This window comes from Rhodoferax sp. (assembly GCF_037143375.1).
Lineage (GTDB): Bacteria > Pseudomonadota > Gammaproteobacteria > Burkholderiales > Burkholderiaceae_C > Rhodoferax.
Genome location: NZ_JBAWYV010000016.1, coordinates 30,711 through 45,850, shown reverse-complemented (window position 1 = coordinate 45,850; position 15,140 = coordinate 30,711). Strand labels below are relative to the sequence as shown.

The window sequence follows — 15,140 nt, the reverse complement described above, 5'->3', positions numbered from 1 at the left end:
ACCACCAGTGCAATCGGAAACGCCATGATCATTGACAGGGACGCCAGCAAAATCGTCAGCGGCAAACCGCCCCAGCGGTCGGTTTCGATCTTGCTCAAGCCCAGCACAGTGCCATACATCAGCATGAACACCGCGTACAGCACGACCACCCACAGCAGGGCCAGCCAGGGCCGCCAGAAGGCGCGGGTGCAACTCGACACCAGCAGCGCCAACATCAGGCCGGTAGCAACCAGCGGTCGCCATTGTTCCTCGAAAGGATAGCGGCCGAACAGGATGATGCGGTATTTTTCGGCCACAACGCCCCAGCAGGCGCCTACGCCTTCAACCCGGCAGGCATCGAAATTGGGTAACCAGGCGGCCCGGAAGAGGGCCCAGCTGAGAAATTGGGGGATCGTGTAGAGCAGGAATCCGCCAATCATCAGCGTCATCAACGACGTCATCAGGTCGCCAAAAAGATTGGTGCGGATCCAGGCCACCAGGCCCGACGTTTGTGTCGGGGCCGGGCGTGCAGCGATAGGTTTGAAGGTTTGTGCTGTCATGGGTGATGCTCGGGTCAGCGTTCTTGAATGGCAGAACGGGTGTTGTACCAATTCATCAGCAAGGAGGTGGTGAGTGAGGTGCTCAGGTACACCAGCATGACGATGGCAATGCATTCCACCGCCCGCCCGGTTTGGTTCAGGGCTGTGTTGGCAATCGACACCACGTCAGGGTAACCAATGGCCACTGCCAGCGATGAGTTTTTAGTCAGGTTTAAAAACTGGTTGGTCATGGGCGGGATGATGACCCGAAGTGCCTGCGGGAGCATCACCAGTCGCATCGACTGGCCTGGGTTCAGGCCCAGCGCGGCGGCGGCTTCGCCCTGACCACGCGCGACGGATTGGATGCCGGAGCGCACCACCTCGGCCACAAAAGCGGCGGTGTAGATGGTGAGACCCAACAGCACCGAAAGAAATTCCGGTGTCAGTGAACCGCCTTTTTCGATCGCAAACTCGCCCTTGATGGGGGAGTCAAACGCCATCGGCGCGCCGCCAGACACCCAACCCAACAGGCTGCCTCCCAGACAGATGGCTACGGGGACCCAAAACATGCTTTGGAGTTTGCCGGTGGCTTCAAATTTCCGGCGCGCCCATTTGAGGTAAAAAATATTAAAGACAATGGCTAAACCCAATCCGATGAGTGCCCAGAGTTGGCCCGTAGCCCACACCGGAATCGGGAAACTCAGGCCGCCCTTGCTCAGAAAAATAGGCCCCAGCGTCCAGGCATCAGAGGCCGCGGGCAATACCTCTGTGAACAGCAAGTACCACATGAGCAATTGCAGCAATACCGGCACGTTTCTGAAAAACTCGACATAGGCATAACACACGCCACGCACCAAAGCGTTGCGCGAGAACCGGCCGACGCCCAAAAGAGTGCCCAAAATGGTCGTCAAAATGATGCCAAGGATGGCAATGCGCAAGGTGTTCGTCACGCCCACCAGAAAAGCCTGCCAGTAGGGCTGGGCTGAATCAAAGGCGTAAAGGCTCTCGCCGATATCAAAGCCGGCAGGGCTGGTTAAAAAATCAAATCCGCTCTGGATGCCGCGGATCTTCATGTTGTAGAGCGTGTTGTGCGCAATAAACCAGACGAAGGCCGCAATCAGCCCGATGGCAATGATCTGGTAGATCAAGCCTCTGAAGGCCTGACTTCGCCAGGACCAGCTTTTCTTTTGTGGGGGCAACTGTGTGGACATGGGCGGGGTGCTTTCAGGGGGCATTTCAACGCCGTGAGCGAAGACTGGGGATTAAAAAAAGCTGCTGCAAGTACAAGGTATTTGTACCGGCAGCAACTTCTTCATCGTAGCGTGATCAGTGGGTGATCAGCGGACCGGGTAGGCGTACATCAGGCCGCCCTTGTTCCAGAGGTTGTTCAGACCGCGTGGCAGACCCAGAGCCGACTTGGGTCCGACATTGCGCTCGAAACTTTCACCGTAGTTGCCGGTGGCCTTGATGGCGCGCGCCAGCCAGGCTTTGTCGAGGCCGAGCAGTTTGCCCGTGTCTTCATTGCCGCCGCCCAGCAGGCGTTGGATCACCGGGTCGGTGCTGGCTTTCATTTGCTCCACATTGGCTTGTGTCACACCATATTCTTCGGCTTCCAGCAGGCCGTACATGACCCACTTGACGACTGCAAACCACTCGTCATCACCCCGTCGAACCATTGGGCCCAGCGGTTCTTTGGAGATCAGGTCGGCCAGGATGACGTGTTCTTTGGGGTCTTTGGCTACCTTGCCGCGGGTGGAGGCCAGGCCGGACGCGTCGGTGGTGTAGGCCACGCAACGGCCCGTGAAGTAGGCGTTCTCGGCAGCTTCCAGTTTCTCAAACACCACGGGTTTGATGCCCAGGCCATTGGCTTTGGAGTAGTCGGTCAGATTCTTTTCGGTGGTGGTGCCGGACTGCACGCAAACGGTTTGCCCCTTGAGTTGTTTGGCGCTCTTGATCTTGCTCTTGACCGTCACCATGAAGCCTTGGCCGTCGTAGTAGTTGGTCACGGTGTCGTGCATGCCAAGCGATGCGTCGCGGGTCAACGTAAACGTGGTGTTGCGCGCCAGAATATCGACTTCACCAGATTGCAGGGCTGTAAAGCGTTGTTGTGCATTCAGGGGCACGTATTTGACTTTTTCCGGATCGCTCAAAGTTGCGGCTGCCAAGGCGCGGCAAACGTCCACATCCAGTCCGGACCACTTGCCTGCGGAGTCCGCAGCTGCAAACCCGGCCAAGCCAGTGTTCACGCCACAAACAACCTGGCCACGGGCTTTGATGCCGTCCAGTGTTTTACCGGCATGCGCAGGGGCTACCAGGGCCGCGCCCATGGCGGCGACGAGGGCCAGGGTTTTGAGTGATTTCAGGGTCATTTGTAAAGCTCCATTTAAAAAGTTGGATAGAAACGATCACGGTTTGTGGCTGTGCTCATTCAGGCTGCAAACTTTAGCAGCGACATCATGTGCCCCATATCGGGGTTTACGCTTGAAGATCATGCTGAAATTGCATAACTTGTTCGATTGTGTGATGCACTGATAAAAGTTAGAGCATTATTTGTGCCACAGTTTTTAAGTTGTTTGTCGCAAATAAAGCGATATTTGCACACAATGGGTGCGCAGGGTGAAACCCAGTGAGTGCTGTTCCCAAGGGTAGGATCAGCGACGGGTATTTTTCTGTATTTCTTTATATTTTTGGAGTTGATTTTGTTTCTAAAAACTTGCACGGGAGTCGCGTCATGACCCGTATGTCAACTTCTACTGCGCTACCTGCTGGCTCGCCTGAGAGCGCGGGTCTGTGCCCGCTTCGCACAGCACGGCTGATGGCGGTTATGCAATCCGAGGTTGATCGCCAGCGCTTGCCCGGTGCCGTGGCCCTGATTGCCCGGCACGGCAAAGTGGTGTTGTTTGAGAGCTTGGGTGCGCTCGACCCCGCCACCGGTGTCCCGATGGGCAAGGATGCTATTTTTCGCATTTACTCCATGACCAAGCCGATCGTGTCGGTGGCGGTGATGATGTTGATGGAGCAAGGCAAGTTGCTCTTGAGCGACCCGGTGGCCAAGCACTTGCCTGAGTTCAGTGCCCAAAAAGTGTCGCGCATGGTCGACGGCGCTGTTCAACTGCAGGCGGTGAAGCAAGCTGCCACGGTGCAGGATTTGCTGCGCCACACGGCGGGCATGACCTATGAATTCATGGGCAGTGCGCCGGTGCAGCGTCAATATGCCCAGACCCGCATTGGCTCCCGCGAGCGCAACAACGCCGAGTTTTCGCATGAGATGGCGGGGTTGCCGCTGATGTTCGAGCCGGGCACCGCGTGGGAATACGGCCGCGCCACCGATGTGCTGGGGCGACTGGTGGAGGTGGTCAGCGGACAAACGCTGGGCGCTTATTTGCATCAATACATTTTTGCGCCACTGGGCATGACCGAGACCTGGTTCAGTGTGCCGCCCGAGCACCACGCCCGCATTGCTGAACCCTTTGCCCGCGACCCCGAAGGCGGCGTGCCGATGCGCGTGATCGACGTGCGCGAGGTGGGCAAGCTTGAATCCGGGGGCGGTGGCCTGGCCAGCACCACTGCGGATTACGCGCGGTTTTTACAGTTCATGTTGAACAAGGGCGAGCTCAACGGCGTTCGCCTGCTGGGCCCCAAAACGGTCGAGTTCATGACCGCCGACCACTTGGGCGATATTCCCGTGAACAGCACCGCCTCGCGTGCGCTGCTACCGCTGGGGCATGGCTTTGGCTTGGGTTTTGCGGTGCGCCGGGATTTGGGTGTGGCCACTGTGCCGGGCTCGGTGGGCACCTATTTTTGGGGCGGCATGGCGGGCACCACGTTCTTTGTGGACCCCGCCGAAGGCCTGTTTGCGATGCTGATGCTTCAAGCGCCGAATCAGCGCGAGTATTACCGGATGCTGTTTCGGGATTTGGTGTACGCGGCGCTACTGACCTGAATTACCAATATTTATAAGAAATCGGCTTCTAGCCCCCGTCCTACTTGCGTAGATAGCTATAAATTCAGGAGTAGCTAAGGTCAGCGGTCGTTTGTTCTGCAAGCTCTGCCTTGGGGGAACAGCTTTCGCCAGCGCAGCCATGAATCTCTTCGTGCGGCAGGGCTTGCGGCGCGTGCACAACGCCGGTGACTGCGTCATAGCCAACACTGCGCAGGTGCAAGGCGAGGGCGGCGTCCATGCTTTGCGCATGTTGCGGGAACCAGATGCCGAGCTCGCTGGCCATTTGCCGAACCACATCGAGTTCACCGGCTTTGCCACGAACGTCCCCTTCGCGCATCACTTGCAAAATGACCTTGTGCTGCATGGTGTGGCAGTTGCTGGACGAGAAACGGGTGTTGAGCATCCACTGGTCTTCCCGCTCAAAATGCTCGTGGGTGTGGTCGATCAAGATCTTCCAGGCTGGCAGAAGGTCGGTGTCTGAGGCGGTCACGACGATAGCCAGCAAGTCGACAAACTCACGGTGCGTGTCGTCCATGAAAGGCAAATCAAGTGAGAGCGAATCAGACCATTGCAGTGTTGACATGTGCGTATTTCCCCAAAAAAGTGACGACAGCATACGGAAAAGCAGATTTTAAAACTTGACCAATGTCATGGAATAGGCAATTGCAACTTTCCAGCACGCGCCCTCCTTAGGCGCTAAGCTTGCGGCCCATGACTACTTTGTTTACGCCTCCTTCGCTCTCTGAGCCCAGCCAACTCGTCAACGTTCTCAGGCAGCAGGGCTTTGCTGTGCTGGATGCCCACAGCGTTAGCGACCTGAGCACTTGCCCGCTGGCATCGTTGCTTCAACTGAACCCCTTCTGGGGCGATTTGCCACCCGATGCTTTCCTTAAAGATGGAGGCCGTTACCGGCGTCGGCGTCACGCCAGCTTTGTAGTTAAAAACGATGAAGTCACGCTGGTTGCGCACCGGGCCCACTGGCAACCGCTGGAGTACAACGCCTTGCATGGCGGCATGGAGCGTTTGTTTGAGCCGATCTTGCCCACGCTACTGGTGCAACCGGTGTGGCGCCAATTGCTGCTCTGGTTAGGCGATGTGTGCTCGGAGCTGAAAGGCACTAAACCCTGGTTTGTCGAGGCGCACCAGTTCCGAATTGACACGACCGACGGCATCGGGCGCCCGACCCCGGAAGGCGCGCACCGCGATGGGGTGGACCTGGTGGCGGTTTTTCTGGTGAACCGGGAAGGCGTCAAGGGTGGGGAGACCCGTGTTTTTGAGGCTGCGGGGCCTAATGGCCAGCGCTTCACGCTGTCGGAGCCCTGGTCAGTTTTGCTGCTTGACGATGCCCGCGTGATACATGAATCAACGCCGATTCAGCCGCTTCAGTCCGGCGCACAGGGTGGCCACCGTGACACGCTGGTGGTGACCTTGCGCGCTGGGGGCTTTCAGGAAGTTGGTTGATAATTTGATTTTGGTCAAGGTTAAAACCGAGATGCAATCCGACACTTCATACTGTTAATACAAGGAGATTCCAGCATGTTCAATCATATTCTCGTGCCCGTAGATGGTTCTTCAACCGCTCAGTTGGCGGTTGACAAGGCCATCGGCATGGCCAAGGCTTTTGGCAGCAAGGTCACGGCAATTTTTGTCATCGATCCGTACCCGTTCACCGGTGTCGGCACTGACTTTGCTTACGGTCAAGCCGAGTACCTGAGTGCGGCAACCGCTGAAGCCAATGCCGCAGTCAAGGCGGCCAAATCCTTGTTTGAGAATGCAGGTGTTACGGTTGATACCTCGGTGATTGAGGCGCATGCTGCTTGGCGCGGTGTGGTTCAAGCTGCTGAATCGCTTGAAGCTGACCTGATCGTCATGGGCTCTCATGGCCGCAGTGGCTTGGAAAAACTGGTGCTCGGCAGCGTCACGCAGGCCGTTTTGTCGCACACCAAACTGCCGGTGTTGGTGGTGCGGGATTGAATCAGCTACAAATTTAGTAGCTGCTCACGCTTATTAAACGGGGTCTGCAGGCCTAAAAGACCGCAGATTCAAATCCAGCCACTTATCTTTTCGAGGCGATCCAGCCATCGCTGCCTTTTACAAAGCGGATGGGTGCAATTCCTTTATTGGTGTTTCCCTGTCGTGTAACTTCGAGCTCAACATCGCATTTGTAGGCCTTCTCGCCATCCTCTTTGCAGCCAATCTTCTTGACGCTCTTGATCTCTGGCAGCATATCTTTGAACATATCCGTGCCTAGTTTGCCGCCCATTTGTGCCATTGCCTTTGCGTCCGCTCCCATTTGCTTTTCAATAGCTGTCTTAATTTCTCCTTCAGACGGAGCACCTCCACATGCCGTAAGAAGAAGCAAAGCGCCAGACGCGAAAAAAATCTGAAATGGTTTAGTTGTGAAATGCATAAATTCCTTGTAGTGCCATTGAACGTGTTCGCCTCCCCAGGCTACATCGCTTAATAAGCCATCGAATTCTCAATGAGTGGACAGGCATAAACGCCTAGTTAATTGAGATAAAAATGACTTAGATCATGAAAATATCAACTAGATATTGACTTGCGACAAACACCACATGGTGAATTCAAAGGAATTTTGAAAAATGTAAAACTTGGCGCGACCATGGATCGGTTGCCTATTTGCTTTGCATAAGGCCTGTCGCACTCAACTTAAAAGCTCCAGCACCGTTTGACAGTTAAGCTGCGGGCGCTTCGGGAAGCCCACTGACATATATGGGTCAGGAGTCATTGGGTTTTTGGCCATGAATGTTTTCAGAAGCCCGCTGCCGCCGTTCACGACAGTCAGCTTACGGGTTGCCCAATTCATCGCCCGTAACAAGCCGTTCGTGGCGGACTTCAATGTGACCAAAGCGGTCGTCGATCCGTTGAGAAACCAGTCATTCGTGGATGTGGACTCGGATACGTGATTGGACATCCACTTATAGCCACTGAATTTGAAGCTTTGTTGAACCAACGAACAACCGGTGCTGGCCAAAATCATGATTCCGAAGCCCTAGCAATAGTCACAAGTTGCCTTTATGGACCGGGTCTATTGGATGACCAGCGCCGGATCAATTACCAGTGATGGACTGCGTCCTGCGCTATGCCAACCTCTGCGCCAAAGTGTCTCATCTTGCAACTGCCGCCAGTGGATGCGCGTCACGGCTTTTGAATACACCGCCTCCAATTCAACCCATTCAATTGCCAGTTCCGGTGACTCGGGCTCTATCACCCGCGACACAAGAAAATGCTTGTTTTTGGCTATGGGCTGTACAGCGGTCCATTTGGTCAGCAACAGCTTTTTGGGATGCAAGGGCGTCATATGGCGTGGTCACCTCAGTTTAAAGCGCGTGCAGCTTCAACTGCTCTAGTGACACTACTTCCAGCGCCTTGGCGTGGGTTGCTTCCAGATGCACTGGTGGCGCAACACCCGCCGACAAGGCCTCTTTCCAGCGCACTGCGCACAGGCACCACCGGTCGCCTGCGTGGAGTCCCGCAAACCGGTATTCGGGTCGGGGCGTTATCAAGTCGTTTCCGTGCGCCAGTGAATACGCCAGAAAATCACTGGTGATTCTGGCGCAAACCACATGGGTACCATGGTCGTTTTCATCCGTATGGCAGCAACCATCCCGAAAAAAACCGGATAACGGCGCATAGGAGCATGCCAACAGCGTGCCTCCAAGAACGTTCAATGCTGTCATGTCGATTCAATATCCTCAGGCCAGTGGGCGAAATTCGAAAGATGGCAGAATTGCCGCAAGAGATGGATGCTGCCACACTGCCCTTATCTGGTGGGATTTTGCGGGCATTCATGCACAACTACTTATCGAGTTATATCCATGCAAGATGATGAGCGCTGCTGTGGTGTCGGAACCTGCATCATTAACGCCCACGGCCTGTGTTGGTGCGGGCAGCAATGGGATGGAGAAAAAATGTTCCGTCCGACTACAGATGCGACACCACATTCCAGCTTTGAACCTGATTTGGCGATGCCTGCGGGCAGTGCAGACCCAGAATGAGTCCGATGGACAACACACAACTCCATACAGACTTTAGCCAGCGCTGCGTCGTGGACAGCAATGCGTTAACCTGGCATGCCTCGCCTTCGCCATTGGTGCACCGTCGTTTGCTGGCACGCGACGGTGCCGAGGTCGCAACGGCTACGTCCATTGTTCGCTACGCTGCCGGAGCGAGTTTTGAATCGCACAGCCATGAATTGGGTGAAGAGATTTTGGTGCTCGATGGGACCCTCAGTGATGAAGCTGGTGACTATGGGCCAGGCACCTACCTGAAAAATCCGCCAGGTTCCTGGCATGCACCGTTTTCAAAGAATGGCTGCCTGTTGTTTGTAAAGCTCCGTCATATCGACCCGGCAGATACCGACCGGCGTCTGGTGGATACCCGCCGGTCGCGTTGGTCTCAGGGGCTGGTGGAAGGCTTGACGGTTTTGCCACTGGCCGAATTTGGCACTCAACACACGGCCATGGTGCGCTGGGCACCCGGAACATTTTTCAACCCGCATCGCCACTATGGCGGTGAAGAAATATTCGTGGTTGACGGCGTCTTTTCTGACGAGTACGGAAGCTACCCCCAAGGGAGTTGGATTCGCAGTCCCCATCTCAGCCAGCACCAACCTTTTAGTCGAGAGGGCTGCCTGATTCTGGTGAAGACTGGACACCTGCCTGTCTTCAACAAGCCGTAAGCCTTGAAGAATCTGGCTAACCAATCGCACAGTGATGCGGATGTGGAGATGAGATTGCCAGACTCCGATCAATCAATCACTTATGTTGGCACGATGGTCCATTGGCGCCGCAAACAAAACGATACGCCGCTGGGTGTTGAAATTCCGGCAGCAAACCTCCAAGAACCGTTCACCACTGGAAAAGAACCGGCTCTAGATGAGTCATTATTCGCAGACGATGCGCACAGCCCTCGTGAAACACACCATTAAATTGACCATTTCGTTGACTCTCGGGGTATTTGGAACTACAACTATGGCCACTGAAGAACCCAAATTTGAACTGTTGTCCAAGCATGGACACATCGAATTGCGGCGCTACCCATCCTTTATCGTGGCCGAAACCCTTGTCGATGGCGACATGGATGCTGCTTCCGGCAAGGGGTTTCGCATCATTGCAGATTACATATTTGGAAACAATGTGTCTTCGGGTTCGACGCTAAAACAGGGATCGGAGAAGATTTCCATGACCGCACCTGTGACCATGGAGCCCGTTAAGCCAGCTTCGCAAAGAGACGCCATGACTGCGCCTGTAGCCCTGCAGCCCTTGCCAAATTCGGGACAGGTCAGCCAGAAGCCACAAGCCATGCAAGGCGCCAATCGATGGCGGGTGCATTTTGTGATGCCCAGCGCTTACACACTGAACACTCTGCCCAAACCCAACAATCCAGCCGTGCAGTTGCGCGAAGTGCCCTCCAAGACCTGGGCGGTGTTGAGCTATACAGGTTTCAACACCGAAACCGGAATCCAGCAACGCACCGATGAATTGGTGGCTTGGCTAGCTGCACAAAAAATTGAAACGACCGGTAGCCCGCAGTTGGCCCGCTACAACCCACCCTGGACTTTGCCGATGTTTCGCCGAAACGAAATCATGCTGGAGACTAAGTAACCAAGTGGCTTTTCGCTTTCACTGGCACTTACAAGTTTCTGTTGATTACTCTGAGTTAACTTTTCTCAGAGGGGCATTTTCAAGTCGTCGACGCGCCACCAAGTGACATCGTCTATGCCGTGCACCACTTGGTAGGCCTCCACCACCACCTCAAGCAGCACACAGTCTGGCGCTTGAGTGAACGTCGTGAGGTCTGGATGCTTTTCCAAGTGAGCACCCAGCAGGTCGGGGTGCGCTGCTACATTGATTTCTTGCACCCGCCCTACTGCACTCAGAACAAGACCGGTAGTTGTGCCGTCTTGGCTATGGCGCCGACTGCCATCCATTAGCACAGACACCCGCTGGTTTTGCATCAGGTTGGTGAATTTTTGGGTGTTACGGTAAGTGGCGAAAACTAGCCGTTGCCCGGCGTCGATTGGTGTAATGGCAATCAAACTGGTGTGTGGTTGTCCCGCATTTTCAGTGGCAAGTACGGCATGCCCTATGGTGTTCAGCAACTGCTGAATGCTGCCCCTGATGGAGTTGGAAGATGTCATTGAAGACCAAGTTGGCGGGCTGGCTAAAGCTAACCCGCGACGTTGAAAGCTTGCAGTCTACTCAAACCACTGATGCCCGGTAGCCATCTGAACGGACTAACACCTCCGTCGCATTGACTTTACGCGGCAGTCCTTCGCCCACGAGGGCCATGACCTGCTTTCGCTGCGCCTCAAACCATCACTGGCCTTGAGAGATTGGACTGCCAGCAAGCAACCTGTCGCGAACGACGGGACTCGCTGCACAACCGAAATCCAGCGGAGAAACATTGGCGGCGCCGTCCAACGACAGCTATCTGGAAATCATGGAAGTCCGCTGTCAGCTATAGGCGTACTACCTCGACCGACGGCAGTTGGTCGGTGGCGGGCGCCCACTTTGACGAAATGATAGCCACAAAGCCGCCGGTCGATCTCAGGTTGCCAGCGGCTGCCATGGAACAGGTAGATCTCAAATCTCTAAGACCGAAACGCACAACCGAAGTCACGTACACATGGCAGTGCACAGCTCCCTGCAGCGGCGATAAAAAAAGCCGGACCTCTTTCGAGGGCCGGCTTTTTCAGGTCACAGTTGAGCCCTTAGCCGCACTGTCCCACGTAACCGCACGCCGTGCAGAAATCACAACCATCTTTGTGAATAACGGTGGGGTTGCCGCATTCGGGGCAGACCTTGCCAGCCATGGTGGTGGGGGCTTCCTGGTTGTTTGGCGTGTCGAGCACACCCATGTCGCGCAGCGGGAAACCTTCTTCGTCCAGCACACCCAGCATGGCGTAGCGGTGAATGATCAGGCGCGCAATGTAGGCCACGGTGGAAGGCCAGGTTTGCTGGCGACGCTCGCCGTGCGGCAAGCCCGGCACGAAGGCCATGAAATGACCCAAAGGCTCGGCGTAGTTGAGCAACTTGCGCAGCTTCATGCCGATCCAGGCGGGGTCAATCACGCGCATGTCGAGTGACAGCAAGCGGGCCAAGCCGTCCAGCGCACGTGGGTAGTTGCCAGAGAAGCCCACCGAACAGGGCCGGGTCACGATGCCGCCATCGTGGCCTTGCAGGTTGACTTCTTTCAGCGTGACGGTGAAGGCTTCACCGGTGGCCGGGTTGTCCACGTCGACCGACCAGGCCAGCGTGCCAGAAGGTCCGGTTTGTGGCTCGTTGCGGCTGAACATGGCGTCCATCACGGGGGTGGGTGCCTTGGTATCTTCGGTGTCGATGGCTTTGAGTTGGTCGCAGCGCCAGCGAATGACCGCTGCCGTCGCCGCCACCACGCCGGGGAACAGGCGCATTTCGCCATGGGGCGGGAAGGGCATCTCAAATGAGTGTTCTTCGGCAACGGTGGCCAGGGCGTCGAGTTTGAGTTTCAGCCAGGCGGGGTCGTTGGCGCGCAAGTCCATTGACAGTGTCTTGGACAAAGCGCCCAAACCACGCGGCTGGTCGGTGCCGTTGACCCAGACTTCGAAAGGTTTGGGCGCGCCGCCTTCTTCGGGGGCCAGTTCGCCCACAAACAAGGCAAAGTCGCCAAACGGGTGGTGCACCATGAAGGTCCAGGCCGGGTTGCCCGCAGGCAACTCAGGGCGGCTCGGCCAGCGCAGGGATGACAGCACCGGCACCGGCAGGCGCTCCAGTGACAGGCGATGGTTGGCGCCGTCGATGTGCAAGGGCGCAGCGGCAGTGGCGACTGTGGCGGCCGTAGGCGTCAGGCTCAACACCGACCCCAGCACCGAGTTGGGCCGGTAGGTGGCCAGGCCTTTGAGGCCGGACTGCCAGGCTTCCATGTACAGATGCTGGAAGTCGGCATACGGATAGTCAGCCGGGACGTTCACGGTTTTGGAGATGGCGGTGTCGATGTACGGTGCCACGGCAGCCACCATGGCTTCATGGGACTGGGCGCTCATCTCCAGCGCGGTCACAAAGGCGGAAGTGAGCGCTGCGTTTTCTCCGCGCAGGTGGCGGTACAGGCGCCAGGCGTGGTCTTCAACCGCGTATTCCTTGAAGCTGCCATCGACCATGCGTTTTTTGCGGGTGTAGCTCCAGCTGAACGGCGGCTCAATGCCATTGCTGGCGTTGTCTGCAAACGCCAGACTGATGGTGCCGGTGGGAGCAATCGACAGCAGGTGCGAATTGCGCAGGCCGTGGGCACGCACACGCTCTTTCAGGGCGGGCGACAAGCGTGAGGCAAAGGTTTGGCCACTCAGGTACAGGTCGGCATTGAACAACGGAAAGGCACCGCGTTCGATGGCGAGTTCAACCGAGGCGTCATAAGCCGTGTCGCGCATCAGTACAGAAATCTCGGTGGCCATGTCGCGCGCTGCTTGCGTGTCGTAGCGCAAGTTCAGCATCACCAGCGCATCGCCCAAGCCGGTAAAACCCAGACCGACGCGGCGTTTGCTGCGCGCTTCTTCTTGCTGCTGCGGCAGCGGCCAGACGGTAACGTCGAGCACGTTGTCGAGCATGCGGGTGGCCACGCGGGCTACATCGGCAAAGGCGGCGCTGTCGAAGCTGGCATCGGCTTCAAACGGGTTGGTGATGAAGCGGGTCAGGTCAATCGAGCCCAGGCAGCAGCAGCCATAAGGGGGCAACGGTTGCTCGGCGCAGGGGTTGGTGCTGGCGATGGTTTCGCAGTACGACAGGTTGTTGTCGCGGTTGATGTGGTCCAGAAACAGCACGCCGGGTTCGGCGTGGTCGTAGGTGGAGCGCATGATCTGGTCCCACAGCTCGCGGGCCTGCAGTTTGCGGTAGATCCACAAGCCGCTTTCTTTGACCTGGTAGGCGCCAGCAGCTTTTTGGGCGGTGCCGGGCTCAGCGCGGTGAATCAGGGTGAACTCGCCGTCATCCTGCACGGCTTTCATGAATTCGTCGCTGATGCCAACCGAAATATTGAAGTTTTTCAGATCGCCGGTGTCTTTGGCGTGGATGAATTCTTCGATGTCGGGGTGGTCGCAGCGCAACACGCCCATTTGCGCGCCACGGCGGGCGCCAGCGGATTCGACGGTTTCGCATGAGCGGTCGAACACGCGCATATAGCTGACCGGGCCTGAGGCGCTGCTTTGGGTGCTGCCAACCCAGGCGCCACGGGGGCGAATGCGCGAGAAGTCATAACCCACACCACCGCCGCGACGCATGGTTTCAGCCGCTTCAGTCAACGCGGTGTAAATGCCAGGGTGGCCGTCTTCAATGTGGGAGATCGAATCACCCACGGGCTGCACAAAGCAGTTGATCAGCGTGGCAGCCAGGTCGGTGCCAGCGGCGGACTGGATGCGTCCGGCGGGCAAAAAGCCGTTTTGCAGGGCTTGCAAAAACTTGGCTTCCCATTGTTTTTTGTGCTCGGGGGCTTCGACTTCGGCCAAGGCGCGGGCGACGCGTTTGTTGACGTCAAGAATGGTTTTTTCACCGTTTTTACTGTACTTTTCAATCAGCACTTCTTCGCTGATTTGCTGCGGCGCGAGGGCGGCTACGGTTTTTTTCCGTTCAGGTGTTTTTTGTGACATGACATGTTTCCTTGGGTAGAAGGTAAAAGTGGGTGGTGCAGACCGCCGAGACGCGCCGTGCATTCAAGCTTTGCCCCAAATACGGGGCATTAGTGCTGAGCAGGGCTTAAATCATTGATATCGAGCAAGCCGGATATGAAAAATTTTTGGCGGTGAGGCACTACGGGTAGTGATCATAGTCCAATATAAACACTACCGGTAGTGTCTAAAGTATCTTTTTGTAGTCGATTGAGCTTTTGCCCAATGAAACTAAGACGGATCAATTCAATAAATGGCGAAGCACGGCAAAATGCGATTTTGGCCCTTAATACGGGCCTTGCCAACCCCAAGAGTCCCCATGAAAGCACTGTTTGTCCTGTTATTTTTGCTAGGTTTGAGTTCAGCCGGCCAGGCTCAAAACCTGGAACATGGCAAAGAAATCAACGCCACCTGTGCCGGTTGCCACGGTGAATTTGGCCAGGGCGGCAAACGCGGTGAATACCCGCGCATCGCCGGCCAGCGCGAGGCCCACATCAAGGATCAGTTGCGCGCTTTTCGGGCCCGCACCCGCCTGAATCTGCCGATGTTTCCGTACACCCAGGAGCGTGAACTGTCTGAGGCGGACATTGAGGATGTCGCGGCGTATTTGGCCTCGGTGGAGTTGCCCACGTTGTGGCCTGTGTTCAAGGATGACGACGATGCACTGACCCGACTGACGGCCGTAGAAAAGGTAATGATCATTCCGCGTTCGCCGGGCAATCTGGACAACGGCCAAACCATTTACAAAAAAGAATGTGTCACCTGCCATGCCCGCGACGGCATGGGGCGCGGCAAGTTTCCGCGCTTGGTGGGGCAGTACACCAGCTACCTGAGAAAACAGATGGATGCCTTCCTCAAGGGCGAGCGCGCGCACGACGAGGTGGAAATGGTTGGGGTTCTCAATCAGTACAAGGAGCAGGACCTCAACGATGTGCTGGCTTACCTGACCTCGATCCAGGCCAGTCAACCTTGACCTGACATTAAATTTATAAGAAATAGGGCTCTAGCCCAGGTGCTATAG

General features: G+C 56.3%; 16 protein-coding genes and 1 pseudogene. 7 read left to right on the top strand and 10 right to left on the bottom strand.

Annotation, left to right across the window (positions count from 1 at the left end; translation table 11 throughout):
* The 3 genes and pseudogenes from WCG50_RS04670 to WCG50_RS04660 form a co-directional block, all read right to left on the bottom strand.
* A pseudogene (locus WCG50_RS04670) lies at window positions 1–539 on the bottom strand (amino acid ABC transporter permease); the annotation flags it as partial.
* Between the two features lie 14 nt (window positions 540–553).
* Window positions 554–1,729, bottom strand: a complete 1,176-nt coding sequence (locus WCG50_RS04665; protein WP_336898407.1) for an ABC transporter permease subunit — start codon at window positions 1,727–1,729, stop codon at window positions 554–556.
* Window positions 1,730–1,855: 126 nt separating this feature from the next.
* Window positions 1,856–2,887 (bottom strand): amino acid ABC transporter substrate-binding protein, encoded by a 1,032-nt coding sequence (locus WCG50_RS04660; RefSeq protein ID WP_336898406.1) that lies wholly within the window; start codon window positions 2,885–2,887, stop codon window positions 1,856–1,858.
* Between the two features lie 362 nt (window positions 2,888–3,249).
* On the opposite strand from WCG50_RS04660, the gene WCG50_RS04655 reads away from it, so the two are divergent.
* Window positions 3,250–4,461 (top strand): serine hydrolase domain-containing protein, encoded by a 1,212-nt coding sequence (locus WCG50_RS04655; protein ID WP_336898405.1) that lies wholly within the window; start codon window positions 3,250–3,252, stop codon window positions 4,459–4,461.
* Window positions 4,462–4,525: 64 nt separating this feature from the next.
* Here the strand turns inward: WCG50_RS04655 and WCG50_RS04650 are convergent, their stop codons facing one another.
* The gene (locus WCG50_RS04650; protein WP_336898404.1) at window positions 4,526–5,044 is read right to left on the bottom strand and encodes a hemerythrin domain-containing protein; all 519 of its coding nucleotides are present in this window, start codon (window positions 5,042–5,044) and stop codon (window positions 4,526–4,528) included.
* Window positions 5,045–5,172: 128 nt separating this feature from the next.
* On the opposite strand from WCG50_RS04650, the gene WCG50_RS04645 reads away from it, so the two are divergent.
* Together WCG50_RS04645 and WCG50_RS04640 are read left to right on the top strand one after the other, a co-directional pair.
* Window positions 5,173–5,922: a 2OG-Fe dioxygenase family protein gene (locus WCG50_RS04645; protein WP_336898403.1), complete on the top strand. Its 750-nt coding sequence runs from the start codon at window positions 5,173–5,175 to the stop codon at window positions 5,920–5,922.
* Between the two features lie 75 nt (window positions 5,923–5,997).
* A complete protein-coding gene (locus WCG50_RS04640) occupies window positions 5,998–6,435 on the top strand; it encodes a universal stress protein (protein WP_336898402.1) in 438 nt (145 codons plus the stop codon).
* An 82-nt stretch (window positions 6,436–6,517) separates the two neighbouring features.
* On the opposite strand, the gene WCG50_RS04635 is transcribed toward WCG50_RS04640, so the two are convergent.
* From WCG50_RS04635 to WCG50_RS04620, 4 genes are all read right to left on the bottom strand, one after another.
* Window positions 6,518–6,871: a hypothetical protein gene (locus tag WCG50_RS04635; protein ID WP_336898401.1), complete on the bottom strand. Its 354-nt coding sequence runs from the start codon at window positions 6,869–6,871 to the stop codon at window positions 6,518–6,520.
* 255 nt (window positions 6,872–7,126) lie between these two features.
* Window positions 7,127–7,462: a hypothetical protein gene (locus WCG50_RS04630; RefSeq protein WP_336898400.1), complete on the bottom strand. Its 336-nt coding sequence runs from the start codon at window positions 7,460–7,462 to the stop codon at window positions 7,127–7,129.
* A 48-nt stretch (window positions 7,463–7,510) separates the two neighbouring features.
* Window positions 7,511–7,774, bottom strand: a complete 264-nt coding sequence (locus WCG50_RS04625; protein WP_336898399.1) for a TIGR02450 family Trp-rich protein — start codon at window positions 7,772–7,774, stop codon at window positions 7,511–7,513.
* A gap of 28 nt (window positions 7,775–7,802) precedes the next feature.
* Window positions 7,803–8,162, bottom strand: coding sequence for a DUF2237 domain-containing protein (locus WCG50_RS04620; RefSeq protein ID WP_336898398.1), 360 nt, complete (start codon window positions 8,160–8,162; stop codon window positions 7,803–7,805).
* A 323-nt stretch (window positions 8,163–8,485) separates the two neighbouring features.
* Here WCG50_RS04620 and WCG50_RS04615 point away from each other — a divergent pair, with 323 nt between their 5' ends.
* The 3 genes from WCG50_RS04615 to WCG50_RS04605 are packed head-to-tail and all read left to right on the top strand — an operon-like array spanning window position 8,486 to window position 10,088.
* Window positions 8,486–9,163 carry a cupin domain-containing protein gene (locus tag WCG50_RS04615; protein WP_336898397.1) on the top strand — a complete coding sequence of 226 codons (678 nt, stop codon included), beginning with the start codon at window positions 8,486–8,488 and terminating at the stop codon, window positions 9,161–9,163.
* A 3-nt stretch (window positions 9,164–9,166) separates the two neighbouring features.
* Window positions 9,167–9,412, top strand: coding sequence for a hypothetical protein (locus WCG50_RS04610; protein ID WP_336898396.1), 246 nt, complete (start codon window positions 9,167–9,169; stop codon window positions 9,410–9,412).
* A 43-nt stretch (window positions 9,413–9,455) separates the two neighbouring features.
* Complete coding sequence (locus WCG50_RS04605; RefSeq protein ID WP_336898395.1) at window positions 9,456–10,088, top strand: heme-binding protein; 633 nt, start codon at window positions 9,456–9,458, stop codon at window positions 10,086–10,088.
* Window positions 10,089–10,153: 65 nt separating this feature from the next.
* On the opposite strand, the gene WCG50_RS04600 is transcribed toward WCG50_RS04605, so the two are convergent.
* Together WCG50_RS04600 and WCG50_RS04595 are read right to left on the bottom strand one after the other, a co-directional pair.
* Entirely contained in the window at window positions 10,154–10,624 is a 471-nt protein-coding gene (locus WCG50_RS04600; RefSeq protein ID WP_336898394.1) for a pyridoxamine 5'-phosphate oxidase family protein, read from the bottom strand.
* A gap of 573 nt (window positions 10,625–11,197) precedes the next feature.
* Window positions 11,198–14,101, bottom strand: a complete 2,904-nt coding sequence (locus tag WCG50_RS04595) for an adenosylcobalamin-dependent ribonucleoside-diphosphate reductase (RefSeq protein WP_336898393.1) — start codon at window positions 14,099–14,101, stop codon at window positions 11,198–11,200.
* Window positions 14,102–14,438: 337 nt separating this feature from the next.
* On the opposite strand from WCG50_RS04595, the gene WCG50_RS04590 reads away from it, so the two are divergent.
* Complete coding sequence (locus WCG50_RS04590) at window positions 14,439–15,092, top strand: c-type cytochrome (RefSeq protein ID WP_336898392.1); 654 nt, start codon at window positions 14,439–14,441, stop codon at window positions 15,090–15,092.
* The last annotated feature ends 48 nt before the right edge of the window (window positions 15,093–15,140 follow it).

Excerpts from the sequence above, each read along its gene's own strand:
- WCG50_RS04590 (WP_336898392.1), top strand. The coding sequence starts at position 14,439 with ATGAAAGCACTGTTTGTCCTGTTATTTTTGCTAGGTTTGAGTTCAGCC.
- WCG50_RS04595 (WP_336898393.1), bottom strand. The coding sequence starts at position 14,101 with ATGTCACAAAAAACACCTGAACGGAAAAAAACCGTAGCCGCCCTCGCG.
- WCG50_RS04660 (WP_336898406.1), bottom strand. The coding sequence starts at position 2,887 with ATGACCCTGAAATCACTCAAAACCCTGGCCCTCGTCGCCGCCATGGGC.
- WCG50_RS04615 (WP_336898397.1), top strand. The coding sequence starts at position 8,486 with ATGGACAACACACAACTCCATACAGACTTTAGCCAGCGCTGCGTCGTG.
- WCG50_RS04655 (WP_336898405.1), top strand. The coding sequence starts at position 3,250 with ATGACCCGTATGTCAACTTCTACTGCGCTACCTGCTGGCTCGCCTGAG.
- WCG50_RS04605 (WP_336898395.1), top strand. The coding sequence starts at position 9,456 with ATGGCCACTGAAGAACCCAAATTTGAACTGTTGTCCAAGCATGGACAC.
- WCG50_RS04665 (WP_336898407.1), bottom strand. The coding sequence starts at position 1,729 with ATGTCCACACAGTTGCCCCCACAAAAGAAAAGCTGGTCCTGGCGAAGT.
- WCG50_RS04635 (WP_336898401.1), bottom strand. The coding sequence starts at position 6,871 with ATGCATTTCACAACTAAACCATTTCAGATTTTTTTCGCGTCTGGCGCT.
- WCG50_RS04620 (WP_336898398.1), bottom strand. The coding sequence starts at position 8,162 with ATGACAGCATTGAACGTTCTTGGAGGCACGCTGTTGGCATGCTCCTAT.
- WCG50_RS04640 (WP_336898402.1), top strand. The coding sequence starts at position 5,998 with ATGTTCAATCATATTCTCGTGCCCGTAGATGGTTCTTCAACCGCTCAG.
- WCG50_RS04650 (WP_336898404.1), bottom strand. The coding sequence starts at position 5,044 with ATGTCAACACTGCAATGGTCTGATTCGCTCTCACTTGATTTGCCTTTC.
- WCG50_RS04645 (WP_336898403.1), top strand. The coding sequence starts at position 5,173 with ATGACTACTTTGTTTACGCCTCCTTCGCTCTCTGAGCCCAGCCAACTC.
- WCG50_RS04630 (WP_336898400.1), bottom strand. The coding sequence starts at position 7,462 with ATGATTTTGGCCAGCACCGGTTGTTCGTTGGTTCAACAAAGCTTCAAA.
- WCG50_RS04600 (WP_336898394.1), bottom strand. The coding sequence starts at position 10,624 with ATGACATCTTCCAACTCCATCAGGGGCAGCATTCAGCAGTTGCTGAAC.